General features: G+C 40.2%; 13 protein-coding genes. 9 read left to right on the top strand and 4 right to left on the bottom strand.

From position 1 onward, the window contains the following. Nucleotides 1-54: 54 nt before the first annotated feature. The 7 genes from ABM313_RS13005 (at nt 55) to ABM313_RS12975 (ending at nt 14,481) form a co-directional block, all read left to right on the top strand. Nucleotides 55-1,686 (top strand): Hsp70 family protein, encoded by a 1,632-nt coding sequence (locus ABM313_RS13005; RefSeq protein ID WP_434683625.1) that lies wholly within the window; start codon nt 55-57, stop codon nt 1,684-1,686. Between the two features lie 581 nt (nt 1,687-2,267). Then, complete coding sequence (locus tag ABM313_RS13000) at nt 2,268-2,777, top strand: hypothetical protein (RefSeq protein WP_434683623.1); 510 nt, start codon at nt 2,268-2,270, stop codon at nt 2,775-2,777. An 83-nt stretch (nt 2,778-2,860) separates the two neighbouring features. Then, entirely contained in the window at nt 2,861-7,750 is a 4,890-nt protein-coding gene (locus ABM313_RS12995) for a GAF domain-containing protein (protein WP_434683621.1), read from the top strand. 191 nt (nt 7,751-7,941) lie between these two features. Next, the gene (locus tag ABM313_RS12990) at nt 7,942-9,390 is read left to right on the top strand and encodes a DUF3375 domain-containing protein (protein WP_434683620.1); all 1,449 of its coding nucleotides are present in this window, start codon (nt 7,942-7,944) and stop codon (nt 9,388-9,390) included. A gap of 22 nt (nt 9,391-9,412) precedes the next feature. Further along, nucleotides 9,413-9,979: a DUF4194 domain-containing protein gene (locus tag ABM313_RS12985; protein WP_434683619.1), complete on the top strand. Its 567-nt coding sequence runs from the start codon at nt 9,413-9,415 to the stop codon at nt 9,977-9,979. Continuing rightward, entirely contained in the window at nt 9,969-13,313 is a 3,345-nt protein-coding gene (locus ABM313_RS12980) for an ATP-binding protein (protein ID WP_434683618.1), read from the top strand. The genes ABM313_RS12985 and ABM313_RS12980 overlap by 11 nt, the downstream gene beginning before the upstream one ends. 1 nt (nt 13,314) lies before the next feature. After that, the gene (locus ABM313_RS12975; RefSeq protein WP_434683617.1) at nt 13,315-14,481 is read left to right on the top strand and encodes a Wadjet anti-phage system protein JetD domain-containing protein; all 1,167 of its coding nucleotides are present in this window, start codon (nt 13,315-13,317) and stop codon (nt 14,479-14,481) included. A gap of 153 nt (nt 14,482-14,634) precedes the next feature. Here ABM313_RS12975 and ABM313_RS12970 read toward each other — a convergent pair whose 3' ends face one another. From ABM313_RS12970 to ABM313_RS12955, 4 genes are all read right to left on the bottom strand, one after another. After that, complete coding sequence (locus ABM313_RS12970) at nt 14,635-15,600, bottom strand: ABC transporter permease (RefSeq protein WP_434683616.1); 966 nt, start codon at nt 15,598-15,600, stop codon at nt 14,635-14,637. A 122-nt stretch (nt 15,601-15,722) separates the two neighbouring features. Continuing rightward, nucleotides 15,723-16,811, bottom strand: a complete 1,089-nt coding sequence (locus ABM313_RS12965; RefSeq protein WP_434683615.1) for an ABC transporter permease — start codon at nt 16,809-16,811, stop codon at nt 15,723-15,725. After that, on the bottom strand, nt 16,771-18,306 hold the full coding sequence (locus tag ABM313_RS12960) for an ABC transporter ATP-binding protein (RefSeq protein ID WP_434683614.1): 1,536 nt from the start codon (nt 18,304-18,306) through the stop codon (nt 16,771-16,773). Before ABM313_RS12960 ends, ABM313_RS12965 begins: the two co-directional genes overlap by 41 nt. A gap of 145 nt (nt 18,307-18,451) precedes the next feature. Continuing rightward, nucleotides 18,452-19,726, bottom strand: a complete 1,275-nt coding sequence (locus ABM313_RS12955) for a BMP family lipoprotein (protein ID WP_434683613.1) — start codon at nt 19,724-19,726, stop codon at nt 18,452-18,454. Between the two features lie 448 nt (nt 19,727-20,174). On the opposite strand from ABM313_RS12955, the gene ABM313_RS12950 reads away from it, so the two are divergent. Both ABM313_RS12950 and purH read left to right on the top strand, forming a co-directional pair. Next, complete coding sequence (locus ABM313_RS12950) at nt 20,175-20,852, top strand: glutathione S-transferase (protein ID WP_434683611.1); 678 nt, start codon at nt 20,175-20,177, stop codon at nt 20,850-20,852. A 209-nt stretch (nt 20,853-21,061) separates the two neighbouring features. Continuing rightward, nucleotides 21,062-22,621 (top strand): bifunctional phosphoribosylaminoimidazolecarboxamide formyltransferase/IMP cyclohydrolase, encoded by a 1,560-nt coding sequence (gene purH / locus ABM313_RS12945; protein ID WP_434683609.1) that lies wholly within the window; start codon nt 21,062-21,064, stop codon nt 22,619-22,621. Nucleotides 22,622-22,650 lie beyond the last annotated feature (29 nt).

Genomic DNA, 22,650 nt, shown 5'->3' with positions numbered 1-22,650 from the left:
ACACGGTAGAACACAACATAGAGCCGTCCATCTCTACTTTAGCTCAAGCAAAACATGACTGTTATTGCCATTGATTTTGGAACTAGTAATACCGCGATCGCAATTCTGAGAACAGAAGAAAATCGCGATTTTGGATTACCTGAAACTTGGCGCTTGGAGGATATCTCGCATGGATTTGCAACTGCTGAAGGTCAGGCTTGGCTAGTGCCAAGTTTAGTTTATGTACTTGATTCTGCTCCAGACCATCCTCAATTTCTATTCGGAGAACAGGCGCGATCACAATATCAATTAGAAAATCAGTCAAATAAACATTCAAATTATCTAAAGCGACTATTTCAAGGGTTTAAGCGCGATATTGTTGCTAGTTTTCGCTCGCCAGCCCGTGAGATTGATGGCAAGCTTTATGATGCCGAAGCGATCGCCGAGGTTTTCTTAACAGAAATCTGGCAACGTCTTGCATTGCAAGGTATTCAACCTACGCAAGTTATTTTTACAGTTCCCGTTGGAGCCTTTGAGGGTTATCTCAATTGGTTTAGTAACCTTGCTGAAAAACTACAAGTTTCTAACTTCCAAATTATCGATGAATCTACTGCGGCGGCTTTGGGCTATGCAATTACTCGACCAAATGCGCTGGTACTAGTAATTGATTTTGGTGGTGGGACATTGGATTTGAGCTTAGTTAGGACTGCACCGATCGCCAATAATATGGCAGTTCAAAACCAAGTTATCAAAGCTGAAGCGATCGCCAAATCTGATGCATATATTGGTGGTATTGACATTGATCGATGGATTGCTGAGCATTTTTTACGCCAATTAGGAACAACGCGATCGCTCATTGGTGAACCCTACTGGCAAAAGATTCTAGAAATAGCGGAACAAATCAAAATCAAATTGTCACTTGTTCAGGAAGTGAGAGAAGTTTGGGTTGATCAGAACAAGGTAGCTCACGAACTCAGGCTGAGTCAGGATGAACTAATGGAAATCTTAGAACAGAACCAGATGCTCGAGCAGTTACGCGAAGCTATTGATGAAGTGCTTACTATTGGACTAAATCGGGGAATTAGTAAAGCGGCGATTGAACAAATTCTGTTAGTGGGAGGTAGTTGTCAGATTGTTGCTGTGCAGCAATTGATTATTTCCTATTTCGGCAAATCCAAAGTCAAGTTGGGCAAACCCTTTGAAGCGGTTGCTCATGGGGCTTTAGCCCTAGGACAATCACTCAAGATTGAAGATCATCTACGTCACAGCTATGCGATTCGACTTTGGGAACCTTATCTGCATCAATACTCTTTCTATACATTATTTGAGAAAGGGACAAAATATCCTTGCCAACGCTCTGAGCCATTAATTTTGCAAGCGGCGATCGCAGGACAAACTGAAATTTGGTTGGATATTGGTGAGGTTGCGGATATTTCACAGGCTGAAGTTACCTATGACAATTCTGGACGCATGACTAGCAGTCAATTGCTAAAACAATCGGATTTTCGATCTTTAGCTGCAAATACTAAAAAATCAGACGTCGATCAAGTGTGCATAGCGAGACTTGAGCCTTCAGGACAGTTAGGAAGCGATCGCATTACCGTTAATTTTGAAATTGATGATCGTCGCGTTTTAATTGCTTCGGTTAGTGATCTGCTCACAGATAAAGTGCTGATCAATCGCCAAGCGATCGCCAAATTAGAATGAATTCTCCAAATTAAACATATTAAGTAGCTCAACATAATTAAAACCCAATACCAGAGTTTGTTCCGCCCGCTACGCGGGCGGAACAAACTTCTCGGTTTTTAGTTTACTTATGTCTAGCTACTTACTTTGCTGTATGACTGACGTTACGCGGAATGCAAATTGCTCTCTCCTGCTTAACTTCTCTAGCAGAAGATTAGAAATACAAATTTACAACAGTGTGACGACACTTTGATTAGTTAAAAACTAACTCAGCAAGGGTTTTAAAAGTACAAAATCTTGTTTCCTTTCAAAACCAAAACAAATGAAGGCGGCACATCGCGCTGCCTTCATTTGTTTTGGTTTTATGTCTTTAACTAAACTTACAGTGCTATATATAGCAATCCTAAATGGTTTGTGGAAGGACACCCCGAAGGGGTGTCCTTCCACAAACCAAAAAAATCCACAAATGATATAGGACTGCTATATGGGAATTACTGATTTAACTTTAAGAAATAAGTTTAATCGTCTGAAATTTTGTAGAATCTAGAGAGATATATTTCTATATCCTGACTCAAACATTCAGTTGATAGCAGGTATCAGTTGTGACTCACACACGTTCAAAACATTCTCGACTGATGATTGCAGTCTTACCTGACGAATCTTCAGCTTTTGAAGCATATCGTTTACTTCAATGTCATGGCATCTCGCCAGAGCATCTCGCCCTAGTTGGCAAAGGTTATAGCAGTCCCGATAGTGTGGGTTTATTTAATCCTACTCACACGACATGGCGCTATGCCAAACGGGGAATGTTTTGGTTAGGCGTAATTAGTACTGTAATGGGTATCATCTTGTATCTGATCTTCAGTATTAGGTTACCTAATCTTGACTGGTATCAAGCTTTGTTAACAATTGCTTCAACGTCTGGGCTAATTGGTATTGTCATTGGAGGGGTAATAGGTACTTTATATGGCTGGTTTTTTAAAAGTAGTCTGTCGATTTCCTGTCGTAGTTGTCTGGAGCGAGGACAATATCTACTTATGCTAGAAGGCTCCGAGACGCTCACTCGGCGGGGGAGAGAAATTCTTGACGACTATACTGTGAAGCCGCGCTAATTCTGGATTAAAAATTCTGGATTAAAAGTTTTGCGTTAAAACCTCAGTACCAAAATTCTATAAAAGTCAGTTTTAATCAAGCCATGCCTAATGCTAAAACTATTCTGATTGTGGATGATTCTGAAAGCGATCGATTACTGTTTCGTCACTATATTGAATGTGATCCTAGCAATAACTATCGTATTTTAGAAGCCGAAAACATTAATCAGGGATTAGAGCTATGGCGATCGCAAAATCCTGATATTACATTGGTCGATTTAAATTTGACTGATGGCAATGGACTAGTCTTCCTAGAGACTATTCGAGAGAATATTCGTGGGAGTACTAATGAGCGGGTGTTAGATCCCCAACTACCAGTAATTATTTTGACGGGGAATGAGGATGCAAGGAATGCCGTAAGTGCAATGCGGTTAGGAGCCTATGACTATTTGGTGAAAAATGATATTACCGAATTTTCTTTGCAACAGAGTATTCGTAGTTTACTAGAGCATTTTGCATTAATTTATCAACTCGAGCAATCTCATAGACGAGAAACCCTAGTCTCTCAAATCGCCTTAAATATTCGGCAATTTCTCAATTTAGAAGAGATTTGTCAGACGGTAGTGCAGGAAATTGGCAAGTTTCTCAAGGTTGATCGCACGGTTATTTACAAGTTTTATGAAAATATGGAGCGGCGGATTATTGCTGAGTCCGTAGTTTCACCTTGGCTGTCTTGTTTAAACTTTGTTTCTGAAACTCATTGCTTACATCCTTCTGAAGAACAGATAGATGCTTATTTACAGGGTAAGGTTTCTGCTAATTCTGATATCTACAGTGCTAATTTTGCAGAATGCCATTTGCAAATGTTGGCGGGGTTTCAAGTTCGTGCCAATGTGGTTGTGCCAATCATATTAACTCCGCCTCTGAGTAATATGGGTAATAACCCAACTCCTAACAATCAAGCCAATAATCAAATTCTCTGGGGATTGCTAATTGTACATCAATGTTCTGCAAATCGTGATTGGCAAGAAGCCGAAATCCAATTACTTCAACAAGTATCTATCCAACTAGCGATCGCGATTCAACAGGCTGAAATCCATCAAAATCTCAAAAAACTGAATGATTCTCTAGAGCAGCAAGTTCAAGAACGAACTTCTGAGCTTCAAGCTAGCAAGCATAAGTTAAGTTCAATTTTAGATGCGATTCCAGACATGATCAGTTTAATCAATGTGGATGGCATCTATCTCGAAGCAAAGCGAAAGAAAAGTTTTTCCGATCTTATCCCTGAGGATATTAATCCTGTGGGTAAGAACGTTAGCGAACTCGTATCGTCAGAACTAGCCACAAATAAACTTCAAGCTATTCGACAAGCCATTGCCACTAGAGAATTGCAGACTATTGAACAAGTTTATGAGGTTAATGATGAGATTCACTATGAAGAAGTGCGTATAGTTCCACTACACGAAGATACAGCCGTTGTCGTTATCCGTGATATTAGCGATCGCCGCCGTGCTGAAGAAGCTCTCCGATCAAGTGAGGAGAAACTGCAAAAAATAGCATTGTCATCCCCTGGGATCATCCAAATTTTTGTGCAAAGTGCAAATGGCTTTGCACATTTTGAATATCTAAGCTCGGCTTTTGAGGATATCAATGAATTAAAAGTTGAACAAGTTTTGCAAAATCCCCATCTCTTTTTTGAGCAGATTCATCCTGATGATATTGCAAATTTATGGGAAGCGATTGGCTATAGTCTGGAAACACTATCAACCTTAAAGCATGAATGGCGAATCATTACCCCGTCAGGCAAAACTAAATGGTTACAATCTAATTTGCAACCAGAAAGACGTGAAAATGGAGATGCGGCTTGGTATGGTATTGTCTCCGATATTAGCGATCGCAAACAAACTGAAGAGAACTTAAAACTTCAGTATCAGCGCACAGAGATACTTACAGAAGTTACACTCAAAATTCGTCAGTCATTGCAAATAGAAGAAATCCTCCAAACTACCGTCACCGAAGTCCAAAGAATTCTCCAAGTAAGTCGCGTATTGATCATTCAGCTTGAAACTGATGGGTCTGGAAATGTGTTACAGGAGTCCTTAACTGAGCCGTTTCAGTCAGTTGGGAAGCATATCAATACACCTTGTTTTCATGATGAGTATTTTGAGAAATATTATAGAAATAGTTTCGTTAAAATCGATAATATAGAGAATATCCCTGCTGATCATGCTGACTTCTTTCGTCAGTTCGATATAAAAGCAACCATAATCATGCCCATCATTGAGTCTGATCAGCTATGGGGATTGCTAATCGTTAATCAATGCGATCACTCACGACAATGGACTGATTTTGAGACAGAGCTACTGCAACAATTATCCATTCAACTAGCGATCGCTATTACTCAAAGCTTACTTGTCGAAGCCTTACAAAAAAGTGAAGAACAGCGAAGGTTAGCGATTGATCTCAATCATATTGGCTGTTGGGATTTGGATATAGCAACGGGCAAAGCCATATGGAATGAAAATCACTTTAAGTTAATGGGTTTAGAGCCAGATGAATCTCAAAGTAATTATTTAATATGGCGCGATCGCGTTCATCCAGATGATATAGATTGGGTGGAAAATGCTTTTGCTACAGCCTTAGAAAGTCAAACAAAATTAGAAATAGAATATCGTGTTGTGCATCTATCAGGAAAAATCAATTGGGTTTTGACTAAAGGAAAAGGAATTTATGATAGCTCTGGTAAAGTGTTACGCATGGTTGGAGTGATGTTGGATATCAGCGATCGCAAACAAATAGAAATTGCTCTAGCAAAAGAGCTGATTCGCAACAAAATGCTTTTAGATGACTCTTTTGATGGAATTTTAATCCTAGATGATGCTGGTAATATTATTGAATGCAACTCAAGCTTCGCGAAGATGATCGGTTGTACATTAGAAGAGATAGCCAATCTCACTATTTATGATATTGATGTGAGATGGTCAAGAGAAGAATTAATGCGGGGCATTCAAGAATTTAAGACTGGAAAAAGAGCCATGTTTGAAACCCGCTATCGTAAAAAGGATGGCTCGTTTTGTAATGTAGAAGTTAGTGCTAACTCAGTTAAATATGATGATAATGTGATCCAATTCTGTATTTGTCGAGATATTACTCAACGCAAACTCGCTGAACAATCATTGCAGGAGAGCATTAAGCGAGAGCAAATGCTCAATCAATTTATTCAAACAATTCGTAGTTCTCTTGATTTAAGCATTGTATTTAATTCGGCAATCAAGGCGATCGCTAATTTATTAAATTTAGAACAAGTGGGAATAGTCCAATATGTTGCTGAACAAGGGTTTTGGAAATATATTGCTAGCTTCCGAGATAAATCAGAAGTTTTCGATAGCCTTGGCTTAGAAATTGCCGATCAAGATAACCCGATTGCTAAAAGGCTCAAACTAAAAGAGATTGTCCAGATTAATGATACCGATACGCTCAAAGATGAAATTAATCGTGAATTAGCTCAGAGAAAGTCTGGGGCTTGGTTACTAGTTCCGATCATTGTCAATGAAAAAATATGGGGTAGTTTTAGCTTATGCAAATATCAGAAAGGATATCTTTGGCAGGATGATGAAATTGTTCTAGCACAGACGATCTCCAATCAGCTCGCGATCGCGATCCAGCAAGTAAGCCTCTATCAACAACTGCAACTAGAACTAGCTGAACATCAACAAACGGAACTTGCCTTAGCCCATGCCAAGGAACTAGCAGAAGCCGCCAGCAAAGCTAAGAGTGAATTCCTTGCCAATATGAGCCATGAAATCCGCACTCCCATGAATGGGGTTCTTGGTATGGCTCAACTACTTTCTGTTACACCGTTAAGAGAAGAACAAAGGAATTTTGTCCAGATTATTTTGGATAGTGGGGATGCGCTGCTAACTGTAATTAATGACATTCTAGACTTCTCAAAAATTGAATCTGGCAATCTCCAGCTAGAACAGAAAGAATTTAACATTAAAGATACGATGAATTCTGTTTGTAACCTCTTAAGCAAACAGGCTTTTGACAAAAATATTAATCTGCAATGTCATATTGATAGTAATGCCCCTAACACAGTCTTAGGTGATAGTTCAAGACTAAGACAGATATTGATTAACCTCGTTGGTAATGCGATTAAGTTTACGGAACAGGGCTATATTGCCATCGGCTATAGCGGTAAACTGATTACAGCGCATACCTACGAATTTTTGTTCTCGATATCTGATACAGGTATCGGTATTGATAGCGATCACATTGACAAGCTATTTCGACCCTTTACTCAAGCCGATGCCTCGATCAATCGTCAGTTTGGGGGGACTGGCTTGGGTTTAGCCATCTGTAAGCGACTTGTAGAGTTAATGGATGGCACAATTTGGGTAGAAAGCCGAGGTGAAGTTGGTGGAAATCCTCCATCCGATTGGGAGGTTGAATATTCTAACCACAATACCCAAGGTTCAATTTTTCACTTTACCATCACCTTGCCAATAGTTGAGGCAAGTCAGACTAAGCCCCCAGTTAATCAGCTTGGCTCTTTGCTAACCAATCATAAGAAACCTAATTTTAAGTATTTCCCTATTAATATTTTGATAGTTGAAGATAATATTCTCAATCAAAAAATAGTTCTCCTGTTGCTCCAAAAAATGGGGTTAAAAGCTGAGGTTGTAAGTAATGGTAGTGAATGCGTGGAGATGCTCTACAATCAAGAATCGAAATTAACTTTTGACTTCATATTTATGGATGTGCAGATGCCTGTCATGGACGGACTAGCTGCAACTAAAATAATTCGTCAATCCTCATCTTCTGAAACTCGACCTTGGATTGTGGCGCTGACAGCCGACGCTCTACCAGAAGACTATAATACTTGTATCAACGCAGGAATGAATGACTACATCAGTAAGCCTATCAATATCAAACAGATCGAGCGATCGCTATTAAGATACATTAAAGAGAATAACGTGCAACCAGTCATTTAGTCTTGATCAAATACCTTGCCCAATGATGCAGGTGGTGTGGTCCTGACCGTATTTAATATGCCCTGTTTAAGCGATCGCGGCAAATTTTCGACGCAAACACAACACCTATAGCAAAACTTGCTTTGCTATAATATGGCTGATTAGGGGATGAAAAATTGCATAAATTCAAAATAACTTGAATCAAAAAGCTTATGGACTATGAAAGAATTAAGTATGAGTTAGATGCCTCTCCAACACTAAAACTATTTAGAAAAGGTAATGCTGCCTTAATTTTAAGTTTTCTGTATGATCAATTTAAAAAAAATCAACGAGTTTCGCTCTCGCAAATAGACTTAGAGTCAAGGCTAGGTGACTATCTAGAATATCTGCAAGATATAGAGCCAAATGCCTATCCTCAAAAGCCAAAGGATTATCTCAATGAATGGTGTGATGATCGACTTTTACGAAAAACCTTTGATAGTGGTGATGAGCCAGTATTTACGCTAACCCCTGAAACTGAAAAAGCGATCGCTTGGTTAGAGGATTTGCAGCAAAAAGATGAGTTTGTGGGGACTGAATCTCGCTTTTTGCAAATTTTTGCATTACTAAAAGAGACTCAAGAACGCAGTACAACAGATATAGAAGTGAGAATTTCTCAGTTAGAGAATGAACGTGATCGCCTTCAGCAAGAGATTGATCAAATTCGTGAAACTGGTACGGTTGAGCGCTATACCCAGACACAATTGCAAGAAAGATTTCTGTTTGCCAACCAAGTTGCGCGACAATTAATTGCTGATTTTAAAGATGTTGAGCAAAATTTTCGGAAGCTGGCACGAACGGTTCAAGAGGCGCAACTTCAGCAAGATACTCGCAAAGGGGCGGTGATCAGTCGAGTTTTAGATGCCGATCAAGAGTTAAAAGACTCACCGCAAGGGCGTAGTTTTTATGCTTTTTGGAACTTCCTGATGTCAACAGATAAGCGTCAGGAACTAAAATCTATGATTCAAAATGTTTATCAACTAGATGAATTAAAACCATTGACCCAAGAGAATCTGCTACTTTTTCGCATTGAAAGAAGCTTACTAGATGCGGGTGAATATGTTGTGCAATCTAATCACCGATTGACCGAAAAATTGCGTCAAATGCTGGATGAGCGCAACATGAGAGAAAATCGGCGAGTTGCGGAATTGATCAATGATGTTCAACGTCTTGCTTTACAGGTGATTAAGCATGAACCAAGACAGATAGATTTTTGGGTTCTAGAAGGCGAACCGATGACGCATTTAATAATGACTCGTCCTTTACATTCACTGGAAGAATCAGAAACACCAACGTTTTCACTGGATTTCACCAACTTAGAAGATATTGCCCTAGATAAAGAAATTACCGAACTTTGTCAACAGTTTTATTTAGATGAAGATTTATTGACTCAACGTATTGCCCAAACCCTAGAACATTCATCAGCTATTTCCCTAACTGACTTGATTCAACTCTATCCAGTTACGCAAGGATTGCCTGAGATTGTGGCTTATGTGGCGATCGCCGCGCAATCTGAGCAGCACTCTATAAACCTGAGTACTACTGAATCACTTACAATTGATAGTCTAGAAAATGAAAAGCCAATCTCTCTGACTGTGCCACAGATTATTTTTCGCCGATAATTCTTGATCATGCTTTATACCTATGCAACCTACAGCACCTTTAGACTATGCGCCTGTTGTGATCAAACTCCTTCAAGGGGTGATCTACAGTGATGACCCACATTGGGAGCGTTTACAAAGTTATCTGACTCCCATTAAGGAATATTTTAGTAAGATTGGCTTGCAAGTCCAAAACTATGACACGGAAGGATTTGCGTATTTAGAGCAGCCAGATCCTGATCCCGAAGAACGGACGGAACCTTTGCCTCGACTCACAGTTCGTCGTCCATTGAGCTTTAAAGTTACGGTTTTCTGCGTGTTATTGCGAGATAAATTACGACTATTTGATGCAAGTGACGCAACTGGGCGACTTATAGTGAGTATTGAAGAATTGCGAGATCTGTTACAGCCATTTCTACCAGAAAGAAATAATGAAGAGAAATTTCGACAGGAAGTGAAGGGAATCACCAACCAGATGCTAGAACTAGGATTTCTGAAGCGCCTATCTAGTCAGGATGAAAACTATGAAGTCCGTCCTATCATTAAAGCCAAAATTGATGCAGAAATGCTTGAAATCTTAAAGAAAAAATTAGAAAACTATGCAAATTAGCTTGCTTGAACAATTTGACAATACTTCCATTCCGACAGCAGGATTTCGCTTGCAAAGATTTGAAGTTTTAAATTGGGGAACATTTGACCAACGCCCTTGGGTAATCGATTTGAAAGGGGAAATAGGATTATTGACTGGTGCTAATGGCTCAGGAAAATCGACTCTAGTCGATGGGTTGTTAACGTTGCTAGTTCCTAATCGAAAGCGCAACTATAATCAAGCTTCTAGCTCAACGGGTAAGAAAGAACGGGAAGAAAAAAGCTATGTGCAAGGAGCCTATGGTCGTACTCGTTCAGAAGATTCTTATGGATCAAAGCCTAAAATATTGCGCGATAAAGGTACAATCTCGGTTTTGTTAGCATATTTTAGTGATCGCTCTAGTGAACAAGATGTAACTTTGGCAGAAGTTCTATGGATGGAAAATACTTCAGTACGCAAATTTTTTGTGATTGCCGATGCAGAATTAGCGATCGCCACGCATTTCTCGCAATCTAAAAATATTGCTGACCTAAAGAAATATTTAAAGGCAAACAATATTGAGATATTTGATGAATTTAGTAAATACAGTCAACAATTTCGCAAGCGCTTTGGGTTTCAATCTGAAAAAGCCTTAGATTTATTTAATCAAACTGTCAGTATCAAGGAGATTGGTGGCTTAAATGATTTTGTGCGTAATCATATGCTCGAAAAGACCGATGTGCAAACTAAAATCCGTGAGTTGCAAGAAAGCTATGAAAATCTGACAGTTTCTCATACTGCAATTCAAAAAGCTCGAAAACAACTGGATGCTCTACAACCCATCACAGACGAAGCAGAAAAATATACAAAATTTAAAAATGAGGTAGCCAACTTACAGAAACTCCTATCTGTTGCACCAGCATTTTTTGCTGCCAAGAAATTTAATCTATTAACACAAGAGCTACAGGCGATCGCCCAAAAATTGACGCAATTACAAGCCCAACGCAATCAAAGCGACCTTCGTTTAGCAAATTTACGTCAAGACGAGAAAACCCTAGATTTTACGATCAAACAAGATACGGTGGGGCAGCGTTTGCAAGAATTGACGAGAGAAATTGAGCTAAGTCAGCAAGAGGTAAATAGAAGAAAGAAAAAATCTGAAGAATACAATCGACTTACTCAAAAGTTAAACTTCCCTGAGTACAGCGATTTTGATACTTTCCATTCTTCTAGAACTCAAGGAGATGCTCTTAAACAAGAAATTGATGCAGTTTTACAAACCTTAGAAGCACAACGAGATGAACAAAAGCTGTTACAGGCTGATCTGCAAAAGCAGAAAAATGAACTAGAGAAAGAGCTACAATCTTTACGCAGTCGCAAGAGCCAAATTCCTACTAATAGTCTGGATATCCGCGATCGCCTTGCCCATGCCTTAAACCTAGACAGTGATAATCTTCCCTTTATTGGTGAATTACTACAAGTTAGACCAGAAGCGCAAGAATGGGAAGGTGCGATCGAGAGGCTACTCCGCAACTTTGGTTTATGTGTGTTGGTGGATGATGCCGATTACCAAAAAGTTAATACCTACGTTAATCGCACTAATTTGCGAGGACGGCTCATTTATTACCGCGTTACTTCCATTGCTGCTAATCCTATGCAAAGAGCTTTCGATCCACAGCAGATTCCCCATAAATTAGAAATTAAGCAGGAGAATAAGATATTTGCTCAATGGTTGCGAGATCAGCTAGGCAAGCAGTTTAACTATGTTTGTTGTGATACAGAAGAACAGTTTCAGCATGAAAGCCGTGCGATTACTCAGAATGGGTTAATTAAACATGGTGGAGAAAAACATGAGAAAAATGATCGTTTTGCTATAGGCGATCGCGGTCAATACATTTTAGGTTGGAGTAATATCAGCAAAATTAATGCTCTAGAAGTTGAATTGCAGCAAAATAACAAAAAAATTGCTCAAATCAATAAACAAGTTCAGACATTAGAGACTCAGCGCAAGCAAAAGCAAGAGCAAGTATCTCGATTGCAAGATTTTATGAGGTTTATTGATTTCGTTGAAGTCGATTGGAGATCGGTTGAGATTGAAAAACTCAAACTCCAGCAACAAAAACAGGAGTTAGAGGCAAGCTCTAATCAACTTAAACAGCTAGAAGCACAACTTCAAGCTACTCAAAAAGAAATTATCCAAGAACAGCATCAAAGAGATCAATTAATTCGAGAAATTCAGATATTAGAAACTCAACAAGATGCCCACGAAAGAGATCAGCGAAATTGTGAAGCAAGATCAAAATTAATTTCAATTTTAGAGATTGAGATATTTGAAAAGAGCATGGCAAGACATCTCAAGCAATACTCAATGACTCTTGAAACAGTTACTCAAGATGAAAACGATTTAAAAAATGAGTTTCAGCAAAAACTGCGTCAGCAGGAACAAAGAGTAAGTGAATCTACCAATAGAATTGAAAAATCGATGGCTAATTTTGGTAGGGATTTTCCTGAAATAACTTCACAAATGGGTGCAACCCTCGATTCTTTAATCGAATATCAGAAGCTTAAAGCTCAAATTGAACAAGATGACTTGCCACAACATGAACAACGCTTTAAGCAATTAATGAATGAAAAAGTAATTATTTCTATTTCAATGTTTAAAAGCGCTCTAGAAAAACAGGAAGAAGAAATTGAACAGGCGATCGCTGAACTCAATAAATCCCTACAAACAATTAATTACACAGGTTCTACCTATATTAAGCTGTGCTGTGATACAAGTCGTAGCCGTGAGATTCGAGACTTTAAGGAAGACTTAAAAATTTGTTTAGGCAATGTTGCCCGTCAAACTGCCGAAGATAATGAAGATCGTTTTCAGAATATTCAAACTCGCTTAATCGAACGTTTCAAAGCTGAAGAGCGATGGACAAGTTTAGTTACCGACGTTCGTAATTGGCTAGAATTTTCGGTAAGTGAACGTTACGTCTCAGACAACGCAGAAAAAGAGCATCATACCGACTCTTCAGGCAAATCTGGTGGGCAGAAAGTCAAGCTGGCTTATACTATTTTGGCATCAGCGATCGCCTATCAATTTGGACTTAACCAAAGTACAGGAAAGTCAAGATCTTTCAGATTTGTGGTTATTGATGAAGCATTTAGTAAATCAGACGATAGTAACGCCCGCTATGCAATGCAACTCTTTAAAAATTTAGATCTTCAGCTTTTAGTAGTTACACCAAAAGATAAAATAAATGTGATTGAGTCTTATATTTCCACAATTCATTTTGTAGATAATAAATCCGAAGGAAATTATTCGCGTATATTACCCATCACCATCGAAGAATACCAAGAAAAACGCCAACTCGCACTGAATTCTTAACATGATTAATCCCACTGACATTAAAGATAAAGCCAATAAATGCTATTCATCTTTTTTAACTTCTCTAATTACAGGAGAAAGTTTTTTTTCTATTGATTTTGCTGTAGGTAGGCGACCAAAGGATTTTCTGGAATTACGAAAATCAGTTAATGAATTAATAGATAAATCAAAACAATCCTTGGGATATGGCTACATCCTTGAACTAGAAACTACAAGAACTCAGCAATATGGGGATCAATCATTACCTAAACGAATTTTTATTGAAACAGAGCAAGACTACTTAAAGCTTATCAACAAGCAAAAAGAAGTGACAAAATTTAAACAAGACTTAGAACTAATTCGAGCAAAAGTCCCTGAATTAGAGCAATGGCTGTGTCGTAATCCTCTAAAAATAGTCGAGTATAGCGATCGCTGGAACGAATTGCTCAAAGTTTGTGAATACTTTCAAAATAACCCAAAGCCCCATCTCTACATACGAGAACTTCCTATTCAAATTCACACAAAATTTATTGAACAAAATAAAGGAATAATTTGTAGTCTTTTAGAAGCAATTCTATCTATTGATCAGCTTGTATCAGTAGAAAATGAAAATGAGCATAAATTTGAAAAGAGATTTTCTCTAAAGTATAAAGAACATCAAATTAGAATTAGACTACTCGATCCAATCTTAAAAGAAAGGTATAAATTTCCGTCTTCAGATATTAGTATCCCACTTTCTGAATTTAGGCATCTTAATTTAGAAAATCATCCCTGTTTTATTACCGAAAACTTAATGAATTTTTTGACTCTACCCTATTTACCAGATAGCTTTGCAATTTTTGGCGGTGGATATGCAGTTCAAAATCTAAAATCTGTTTTCTGGTTACAAAACTGTCCTATATTTTATTGGGGTGATTTAGATGATCATGGCTTTAGAATACTTTCACAACTGCGTTCTTATTTTCCTCAGACAATTTCCTTGATGATGGATACTAAAACATTTGAAACTTTCCAAGAGTTTGCTGTTTGTGTACCGTCTAATAGTCTTGATAATTTGTCTCACCTAACCTCTGAGGAAAGAGCTTTACATAACTATCTTGTAATAAATCATAAACGCTTAGAACAGGAGCGAATCACTCAAATTTATTCTAATAACTTGTTGCAGAGTTTAGTACTAATTAAAGAATGAAATGCAACGGTTTCTGATGAAGCAAAAAGTACTTCATATGGAGTACGATAGCTGATTGACTGAAAAAAGTAGGTAGAAAGGATACAGAGCAGAGAGTATCGTTGAGTAAAAAAGAGTCGTATGCTGTTTTTAGCGCCAAAGGCGCTAAAAACTCTAGTCTTGATCAAATACCTTCCCCAATGATGCAGGTGGCGTGGTTCTGACCGTATTCAATATGCCCTGTTTAAGCGATCGCGGCAAGGCTGATATTAAAAGATCGAGCCATTTGCCTGAAGTCAGCGCCAACATTAAGATCATCAGTACAAAGGGAGCCGTGTTAAATACCTGTGTTGGTATTTCAGGAATGGCGCTTTGAGCAACGCTAGCTAGAGATTGTAAAATTCCGAATAAATAGGCTCCTAAAGCAACCCGCAGAGGATTCCAGCCACCAAAAATGACGATCGCTAGAGCAATCCAACCATAACCAGCCGTATGGCGATGACTCCATCCTGCTTTAAAATCCAACGAAAAAGCGGCTCCTGCGATCCCCATTAATGCACCCCCAAGGAGGGTATAGATGTAACGCATTTTGATTACATTAGTGCCTCTTGCAAAAGCCGCCGCAGGTTGTTCGCCCACAGTTCGCAAGATTAAACCACCTTGAGTCCGATAAAAATAGAACCATGAGCCGAGAATTAAAACATAGCTGCTATAAACTAACAAATCACTCTGAAATAGCAATTTCCCTAAAATGGGAATATTCTCTAAAATAGGAATTCTGAAACTGGGAACCGTAATTCCCTCAACTCTCACAACAGGATTGCCTAAAAAAGAAGATAAATCACTACACATCAACGCCAATACAAACCCGATTGATACTTGCGACTGCTTGAGGGTAATTGCTCCAACTGCCACGACTAAGGCGATCGCTGCTCCCACCAGAGCCGCCGCCGCAAATCCTAAAAGCAAGCTATTAGAAAATTTGGCAACTGCAAACCCAGTCATCGCTGACATCAAGATCGTGCCTTCGGCGGATAGATTGATGACACCTGCGCGTTCCGTAATTGTTTCACCAATACTGGCAAAAATCAGAGGTGTAGAAGTGGCGATCGCTGTGGCAAGAATTGTGATGATGTCCATAGTTTTTATATGTCTTTGTCTGCGTTTGATGGTGTAGATCCCCCCCAGCCCCCCTTGTAAAGGGGGGAGAATTTAATTATCTTCTTCCCCCTTTACAAGGGGGATTGAGGGGGATCTCTTTCTTAGTCTTTAGATAACTTAGCTAAACCTTCGCCAAGAATGGCAAACAAAAGCAATGCGCCCTGAATAATCCCAGAGAGAGAAGAATCTAAACTGAGGGATAGCGGTAATTCTAAACTGCCAACATTGAGAGAACTAAATAGAAAAGCGATCGGCAAAATCAAGAAGGGATTGTAATTAATTAGCATGACTACTAGCAGTGCTAAAAATCCTAAATTACTGGAAATATTGGGGATGAGTCGGTGAAACACGGCTACCACTTGCAAAGATCCCGCGATACCTGCTAAAGCGCCACAGATTACAAAACTGCTCATCATTTGGGCGATCGCAGGAATTCCCAACACATAGGCGGCTCGTAGATTATTGCCCACAGCCTTGAGCTTCAAACCAAAGTAAGTCGCTTTAATCATCACTGCGGTCACGATCAGAGCGATTATGGCGATCGCTAAGGCGATCGGGCTAAAGTCAGTATTGCCAACAGTTGGCAGAGAGAAAGCATCACTAAATGGCTCTGTGCCACTCATTGAGGCAACTCCCGATCGCTTCCAAGGACCAAAAACTAGATATAGAGCTAATCCTTGAGCCGTGAAGTTCATACCTAAACCTGCAAAAATCTCGCTGACCTTGCCATAGATATTCAACATTCCCGTTAGTAAGCCCCATATACCGCCACCGATAATCCCAGATAATATTGCTAAGGTAATGGCGATCGCAGGCGAAAACCCTTCAGGAACTAGCCTTAATAAGAATGTAGAGGCGATCGCCCCCGCCGTAATTTGACCTTCGATCCCTAAGTTATACAAACCTGCGGTGAAGGTAAAAATCAATCCACAGGCGGCAAGTAAGAGGGGGCAAAGGGTGGAAATAACTCTGGCAAAGCGATCGCTGCTACCAAAAGCTCCATTCCACATTCCTACTGCGACTTGCAAAGGTGAGCCACTAGATAGCAAAATCACCCCAGCGATAAATAAAAGCGCAACCACAAAAGCCCCAATCCGAAAATAAACGACCTTTGGTAATTTTTGGAGAATCTGCAAATTATTCACAATACTAATCAAACTTCCCTCCGATCGCTTGACCGAGCTTGTCAACTGTTAAAGTTTTAGCATCGATTGGTTGAGAAACTTTGCCGCCGCAAAATACGAGAATGCGATCGCTATATTGCAAAATCTCATCAAGATCAGAAGAGATAAACAAAATCATCATTCCTTTTTCACAACGCTCCATCATCTGTTTCCAAATCCAGAGAGTCGATTCAATATCCAGTCCTCTAGTTGGCTGTTCCATTAATAGTAAACTCAAGTGATCTGGCAAGAGTGAGATTTGGGTGCGTTGTTGATTACCTCCTGATAATTTCTCCACCCGAGTCGATGGTTTACCGCGAATATTGAAAGTCTCAATCGCCTGATGTGTAAATTGGCGGGTATCACTCCAATTAATCAAAAAACCAGCATTAGATTTTGCATTAGATTTTGTATTAGATTGGCGCAACATAAAATGCTCATGGATCGATAGTCCCCGAATTAGACCATCTTGCAAGCGATCGGCTGGCAAATAGCCAATTCCTGCCTTCAAGAAATTACGATAGGCTCGATTGGTCATATCCAGATCATTGATGCGAATCGTGCCAGATTTCGGCTTTAGTAAGCCCGCACAGGCAAGCAGTAACAACTGTTGTCCATTGCCTTCTAAGCCTGCTAATCCAATAATCTCTCTAGACTGCACAGTTAATTTATCAATCTGCAAACTCAAGCGATCGCCATCAATTTGTAAATCCTGAATCACTAAAGCAGGGTCTGTTTGCTCTATGCTCGTTGTATGTTTGGCAGGTATAGCCAGATCATGCCCAAACATCATTTCCACTAGAGAAGATGCTAACTCGGCAGAATCACGTCCCTTAACTTCCGCTTCCCCAATTACCTGACCTTGACGCATTACCATCAGGCGATCGCACAGTTCTTCTACATCTTCCAGTTTGTGTGACACAAAAATAATCGATTTACCATCGGCAGCTAATTGTTTGACGGCTGTAAATAGAGCCTTTTTTTGGGAAGCAGAAATGCCCGTGGTTGGCTCATCTAAAATTAACGTTTTGACCCCAAGGGACAAAAGCCGCAATATCTCTAGCTGTTGACGCTCTCCTACGGTGAGATTTGATAGGCGATCGCTAGGATGTAAATCAAAACCAAAAGCGGCGCATAGCTGTCGCAGTTCTTTAATCAGATCATGACGATTATTAGTATTAACCCTCTTTCTACCGATCTTTTTGCCTAAAGTACTTCTCCCTGCCATGAAATTATCTAAAACGGATAGAGAAGGAAAATCTAGGGGATCTTGATGTAACATGCCAATCCCTGCACAGATGGCATCAGCAGGAGTTTTAATATCAACTTCAATTCCATCTAATAAAATCTTGCCAGCATCTTTAGTGATAAAGCCACTGAGAACTTTAGATAAAGTACTTTTCCCTGCTCCATTTTCGCCCAAGATACCATAGACGCTTCCCGCCTCAACTGTCATTGAGATATCTTGATTTGCCTTGACATTGCCAAAGGATTTATAAATATGGCTGAGTTCAACTTTCATTTTTGTCTCATGGTATCTAGGTTTTGCCAATACCCCCCTTTCTATCTGCGTTTTAGAGTTTAGATCCCCCCCAGCCCCCCCTTGTAAAGAGGGGGGAGAAGATGTTCTTCCCCCTTTACAAGGGGGATTGAGGGGGATCATTTATTTATTTACTTGCGCCTTCAATACCTTGCAACAAGCTGGTAAAGTACCAAATCTGTTGTGGAGTTGCCGTTTCGCCTTCCTTAAGGAAAGGAGTGCCATCTTGATAGTTCAAAGGTCCTTTGAAAAGATTGATCTTGCCATCGCCTAAACCATTAATAAATTCTGTCAAGAACTTATCGCTTTCTGGAGTCAAAGCTTTGCCTTTCTCAAATCCCACTGCGGAAGTATCAGGATTATTTAAATCCTTCCAATTAGGTGCGGCGGCGATAAACTCTCCTGTAAATTTACCTTCCTTAGCTTTTTTGGTTTGATCAAGATATGCAGGCCCCCAATTGTAATAGGGAACGCCAATACAAATGTCGGGAGCAACATTGCAACCAGTTTTGAGTCCATAGTGCAGATATTTGACTTTCTTGCCAGCTTCGGCAGCTTTCTTGCCTTGGACTGCGACTTCAGGTGTATCGATGCCACTCATTACCACATCAAAACCACTGTTATAAAAGTCATCAGAAACTTTAGTGGGATCGAGAGTCTGTCCAGGAATATTAAACCAGAATCCAATCCATACCACCTTAAACTTCAAATCTTCAGGATTCTTTTTGCGATAGTTTTGCCAGCAATACTTAGCTCCCAAATAACTTGCTGAAACAAGTCTGCGGGTTTCATCATTGATTAGTGGTCCTACAAAACCGATTTTGCCAGTCTCTGAATTGAGTGCAGCGGCACATCCCGAAATCATGCGCCCATACTCGATTTGAGGCATGACATTACTAATGTTTGGCTGATTTTTGAAATTCTTTCCTTCTTTCCATGCGTAATCGCCACTAGCATGAATTACGGACACAGTAGGATGCTTCTTCGCTGTTTCTAGGGCATCATCCTTAAAATCATCGGAATTAAAAATGACCAATTTAGCGCCTTTAGCAATTAGATCGTCAGCTACTTGTGAAGCTTTGACATTAGGGCGATCGCCTGGGTTAACTTTATCTACATAGTCAAATTGAATACCTGACTGCTTCTCCATTACATATTTTGAGGCTTCGTAATGACCTTGGTTCCAACCAGAATCATTCTTCGGTCCAACTAAAATCATTGCTGCTTTAAATTCTTTTGCATCTGGAGAAGCTGTGGTTGCAGATGTGGTTGATGCTGGAGTGGTTGAGACCGGAGGTGTGGGAGTACTATTACAGGCTCCAGTAAGTATTGCTCCCAATGCTGCGACCCATAGATGCTTGCCAGAGACTATAGAAGAAACTCTATTAGTGATTATTCCCATGAATTAATGCAGTTATATTTGGATATTTTATGGCTTTTTACTACTGTATTTAAGGCGATCGCCTATCAGACAAAGGTATTACAGATTACAGTTTCTAGCAAGATAAACACACAAGTATCGCAATGAATTATTTAGAAGCGGAGATGGGGCTTGGAGACCAAGCCCCTACTTGTAAAAAATGTAGGGATTTGGTCTCCAAATCTTCTTTCAAGATGGCATTGCAACTATTTTTGTTAGGGAAGGGTTATGCAATTTAACAGAAACCGATTTTTGTTAGTGCGGCTTCGTCGCGCTAACAAAAATCGAACAGTAATAAAGTCATGAAAGTTTTGCAATCCAAATAATATAGAGGCGGCGCTTTGCGCTGCCTCTATTTATTTGGATTTTGATTTCCTAGCGATCTCTTCCATTGCTATAAAATAGGCTAATTGTCTTTCTTAGTTCGGTTATGCATCTTCCAATTCTTTATTCTTTCAGACGTTGTCCCTATGCAATTCGTGCAAGAATGGCTCTTGCCTATGCAGGTATCAGCTATGAACTGAGAGAAGTCTCCTTAAAGAATAAACCTAGAGAAATGCTTGATGTTTCGCCAAAGGGAACAACACCTGTAATGCAAATATTTACTGGTCAAGATTTGATGGTTTTGGAAGAGAGTCTCGATATTATGAATTGGGCAATTCAACAGCATGATCCTCTCAATTGGCAAGATTTACCTGAACATTCTCTAGCGATCGCGCAACAGCTTATCCATACCAACGATCATGAATTTAAACGCGCCCTTGATCGCTATAAGTACCCCAACCGATTCCCTGAACGATCGCAGGAAGATTATCGACAACAAGCGGAAGAGTTTCTCAAAGTTTTAGAACTTCAACTGCAAAAGCGATCGCCATCTGATGCTAATCATAGTTTTTTGATTAGCGATCGGCAAACTCTCGCGGATATTGCGATTTTTCCGTTCGTGAGGCAGCTTGCCTATGTAGATATAGATTGGTTTCTCTCAAGCTCTTATCTGCATTTGCAGCAATGGCTAAAATGGCATGAAGCTAGTGAGTTATTTGAGTTAGTGATGCAGAAGTTTCCAGTATGGACACCAGAACAATCAGCGATCGTGATTACCTCCTAAAAGAGGTGCGAAGCACCTCTTTTAGCTTCTGAGTTTTAATTGATTAAACAAGCCCAGAAAAATTTTGAAAGCGTTGCTTTGCAACGCTTTCAAAATTTTTCTGGGCTTGGGCTTGAGCGCAAAGCGCTGTAACATGCGATAAAATGTCGTAGGAAGTTTACAAGGCAAAGCTTTGCCAAACTCCCATCATGAATATGGAGCTAAATAGTATGAAACCCCTTGCCCTTTTGAGTGTTTCTGACAAAACAGGACTACTCGACCTTGCCCGCGAACTATCGACCACCTACAATTTTCAACTGATTAGTAGTGGTGGAACTGCCAAGGCACTCAAGGCGGCTGAGCTTGAAGTTACTAAGGTTTCTGACTATACAGGCGCACCTGAGATTTTAGGTGGACGAGTGAAAACCTTGCATCCACGGATTCATGGGGGCATTCTAGCCAGACTCGATCTACCAGAACATCAGCAAGACCTAGCTGATAACGAGATTCAACCAATTCGGATTGTGGTAGTTAACCTCTATCCATTTACCGAAACGATCGCTAAGCCTAATGTCACCCTTGAAGATGCGATCGAGAATATTGATATTGGGGGTCCCACACTGATTCGTGCCTCGGCAAAGAATTATAATCACGTTGCTGTATTGTCTAGCCCTAGCCAATATGCAGAGTTTCTAGCTGAGCTAAAAGCCAACAATGGCGAAACTACCCTAGAGTTTCGTAAGAAACTGGCGATCGCTGCTTTTCAACATACACAGTCCTACGACAAAGCGATCGCTGAGTATTTAGAAAATGGGCAGAAAGCAGAACAGGAACCAATCAATAAGCTCGCTTCTTCCTATACTTTGCTATGCAACAATCCTAAGCCTCTACGTTATGGGGAAAATCCCCATCAACCTGCGACATGGTATCAAGTAGGTGCAACACCCAAAGGCTGGTCAGCCGCCCAACAACTGCAAGGCAAAGAACTCAGTTTCAATAACTTACTCGATCTTGAAGCAGCCCGCAGTATCATCGCTGAATTTAGCGACGATTTGCCCTGTGCGGTGATCATTAAGCATAACAACCCCTGTGGGGTAGCGATCGCATCCACCATTGCGGAAGCTTATCAAAAAGCCTTTGAAGCGGATGCTACTTCTGCATTTGGTGGTATCGTCGCCCTCAATCGTCCAATTGATGAAGAAACTGCTAACCTTTTGAACAAGACATTTTTAGAATGTGTGGTTGCTCCTGCCTGTGTTCCCAGTGTTGCCACGATTCTGGGCAAAAAACAAAATTTGCGGGTTTTAGTTCTATCTGATCTGAAGCATGGTTCCCCTGAAACCGTGAAGACGATCGCTGGGGGAATGCTAGTCCAACGATCCGATGATGAAGCGGTCAATCCTGATTCATGGAAAGTGGTTACCCAAAAGCAGCCAACTCCTGAGCAGTTGCAAGAACTAATTTTTGCTTGGAAAGTTAGTCGTCATGTCAAATCCAATGCGATCGCCATTACCAAAGACTTTACTACCATCGGCATTGGTGCTGGTCAAACCAACCGCATCGGCTCTGCCAAAATTGCCTTAGAGCAAGCAGGAGACAAAGCGCAGGGCGCATTCCTTGCAAGTGACGGCTTCTTCCCCTTTGATGACTCTGTACGTACTGCTGCTGCCGCAGGAATTGTAGCGATCGTCCAACCAGGAGGAAGTATGCGCGATGCTGATTCGATCAAGGCGGCTGATGAGCTTGGCTTAGTGATGGTGTTTACAGGGCTTCGCCATTTCTTACATTAAAACTTGCGCCCCACGGGGTCTCAAATTTT

Origin of the sequence: Pseudanabaena minima str. Chao 2107, assembly GCF_051131155.1 — a bacterium.
GTDB classification, from domain to species: Bacteria; Cyanobacteriota; Cyanobacteriia; order Pseudanabaenales; family Pseudanabaenaceae; genus Pseudanabaena; species Pseudanabaena minima.
This window is presented reverse-complemented; position numbering and strand designations above follow the sequence as displayed.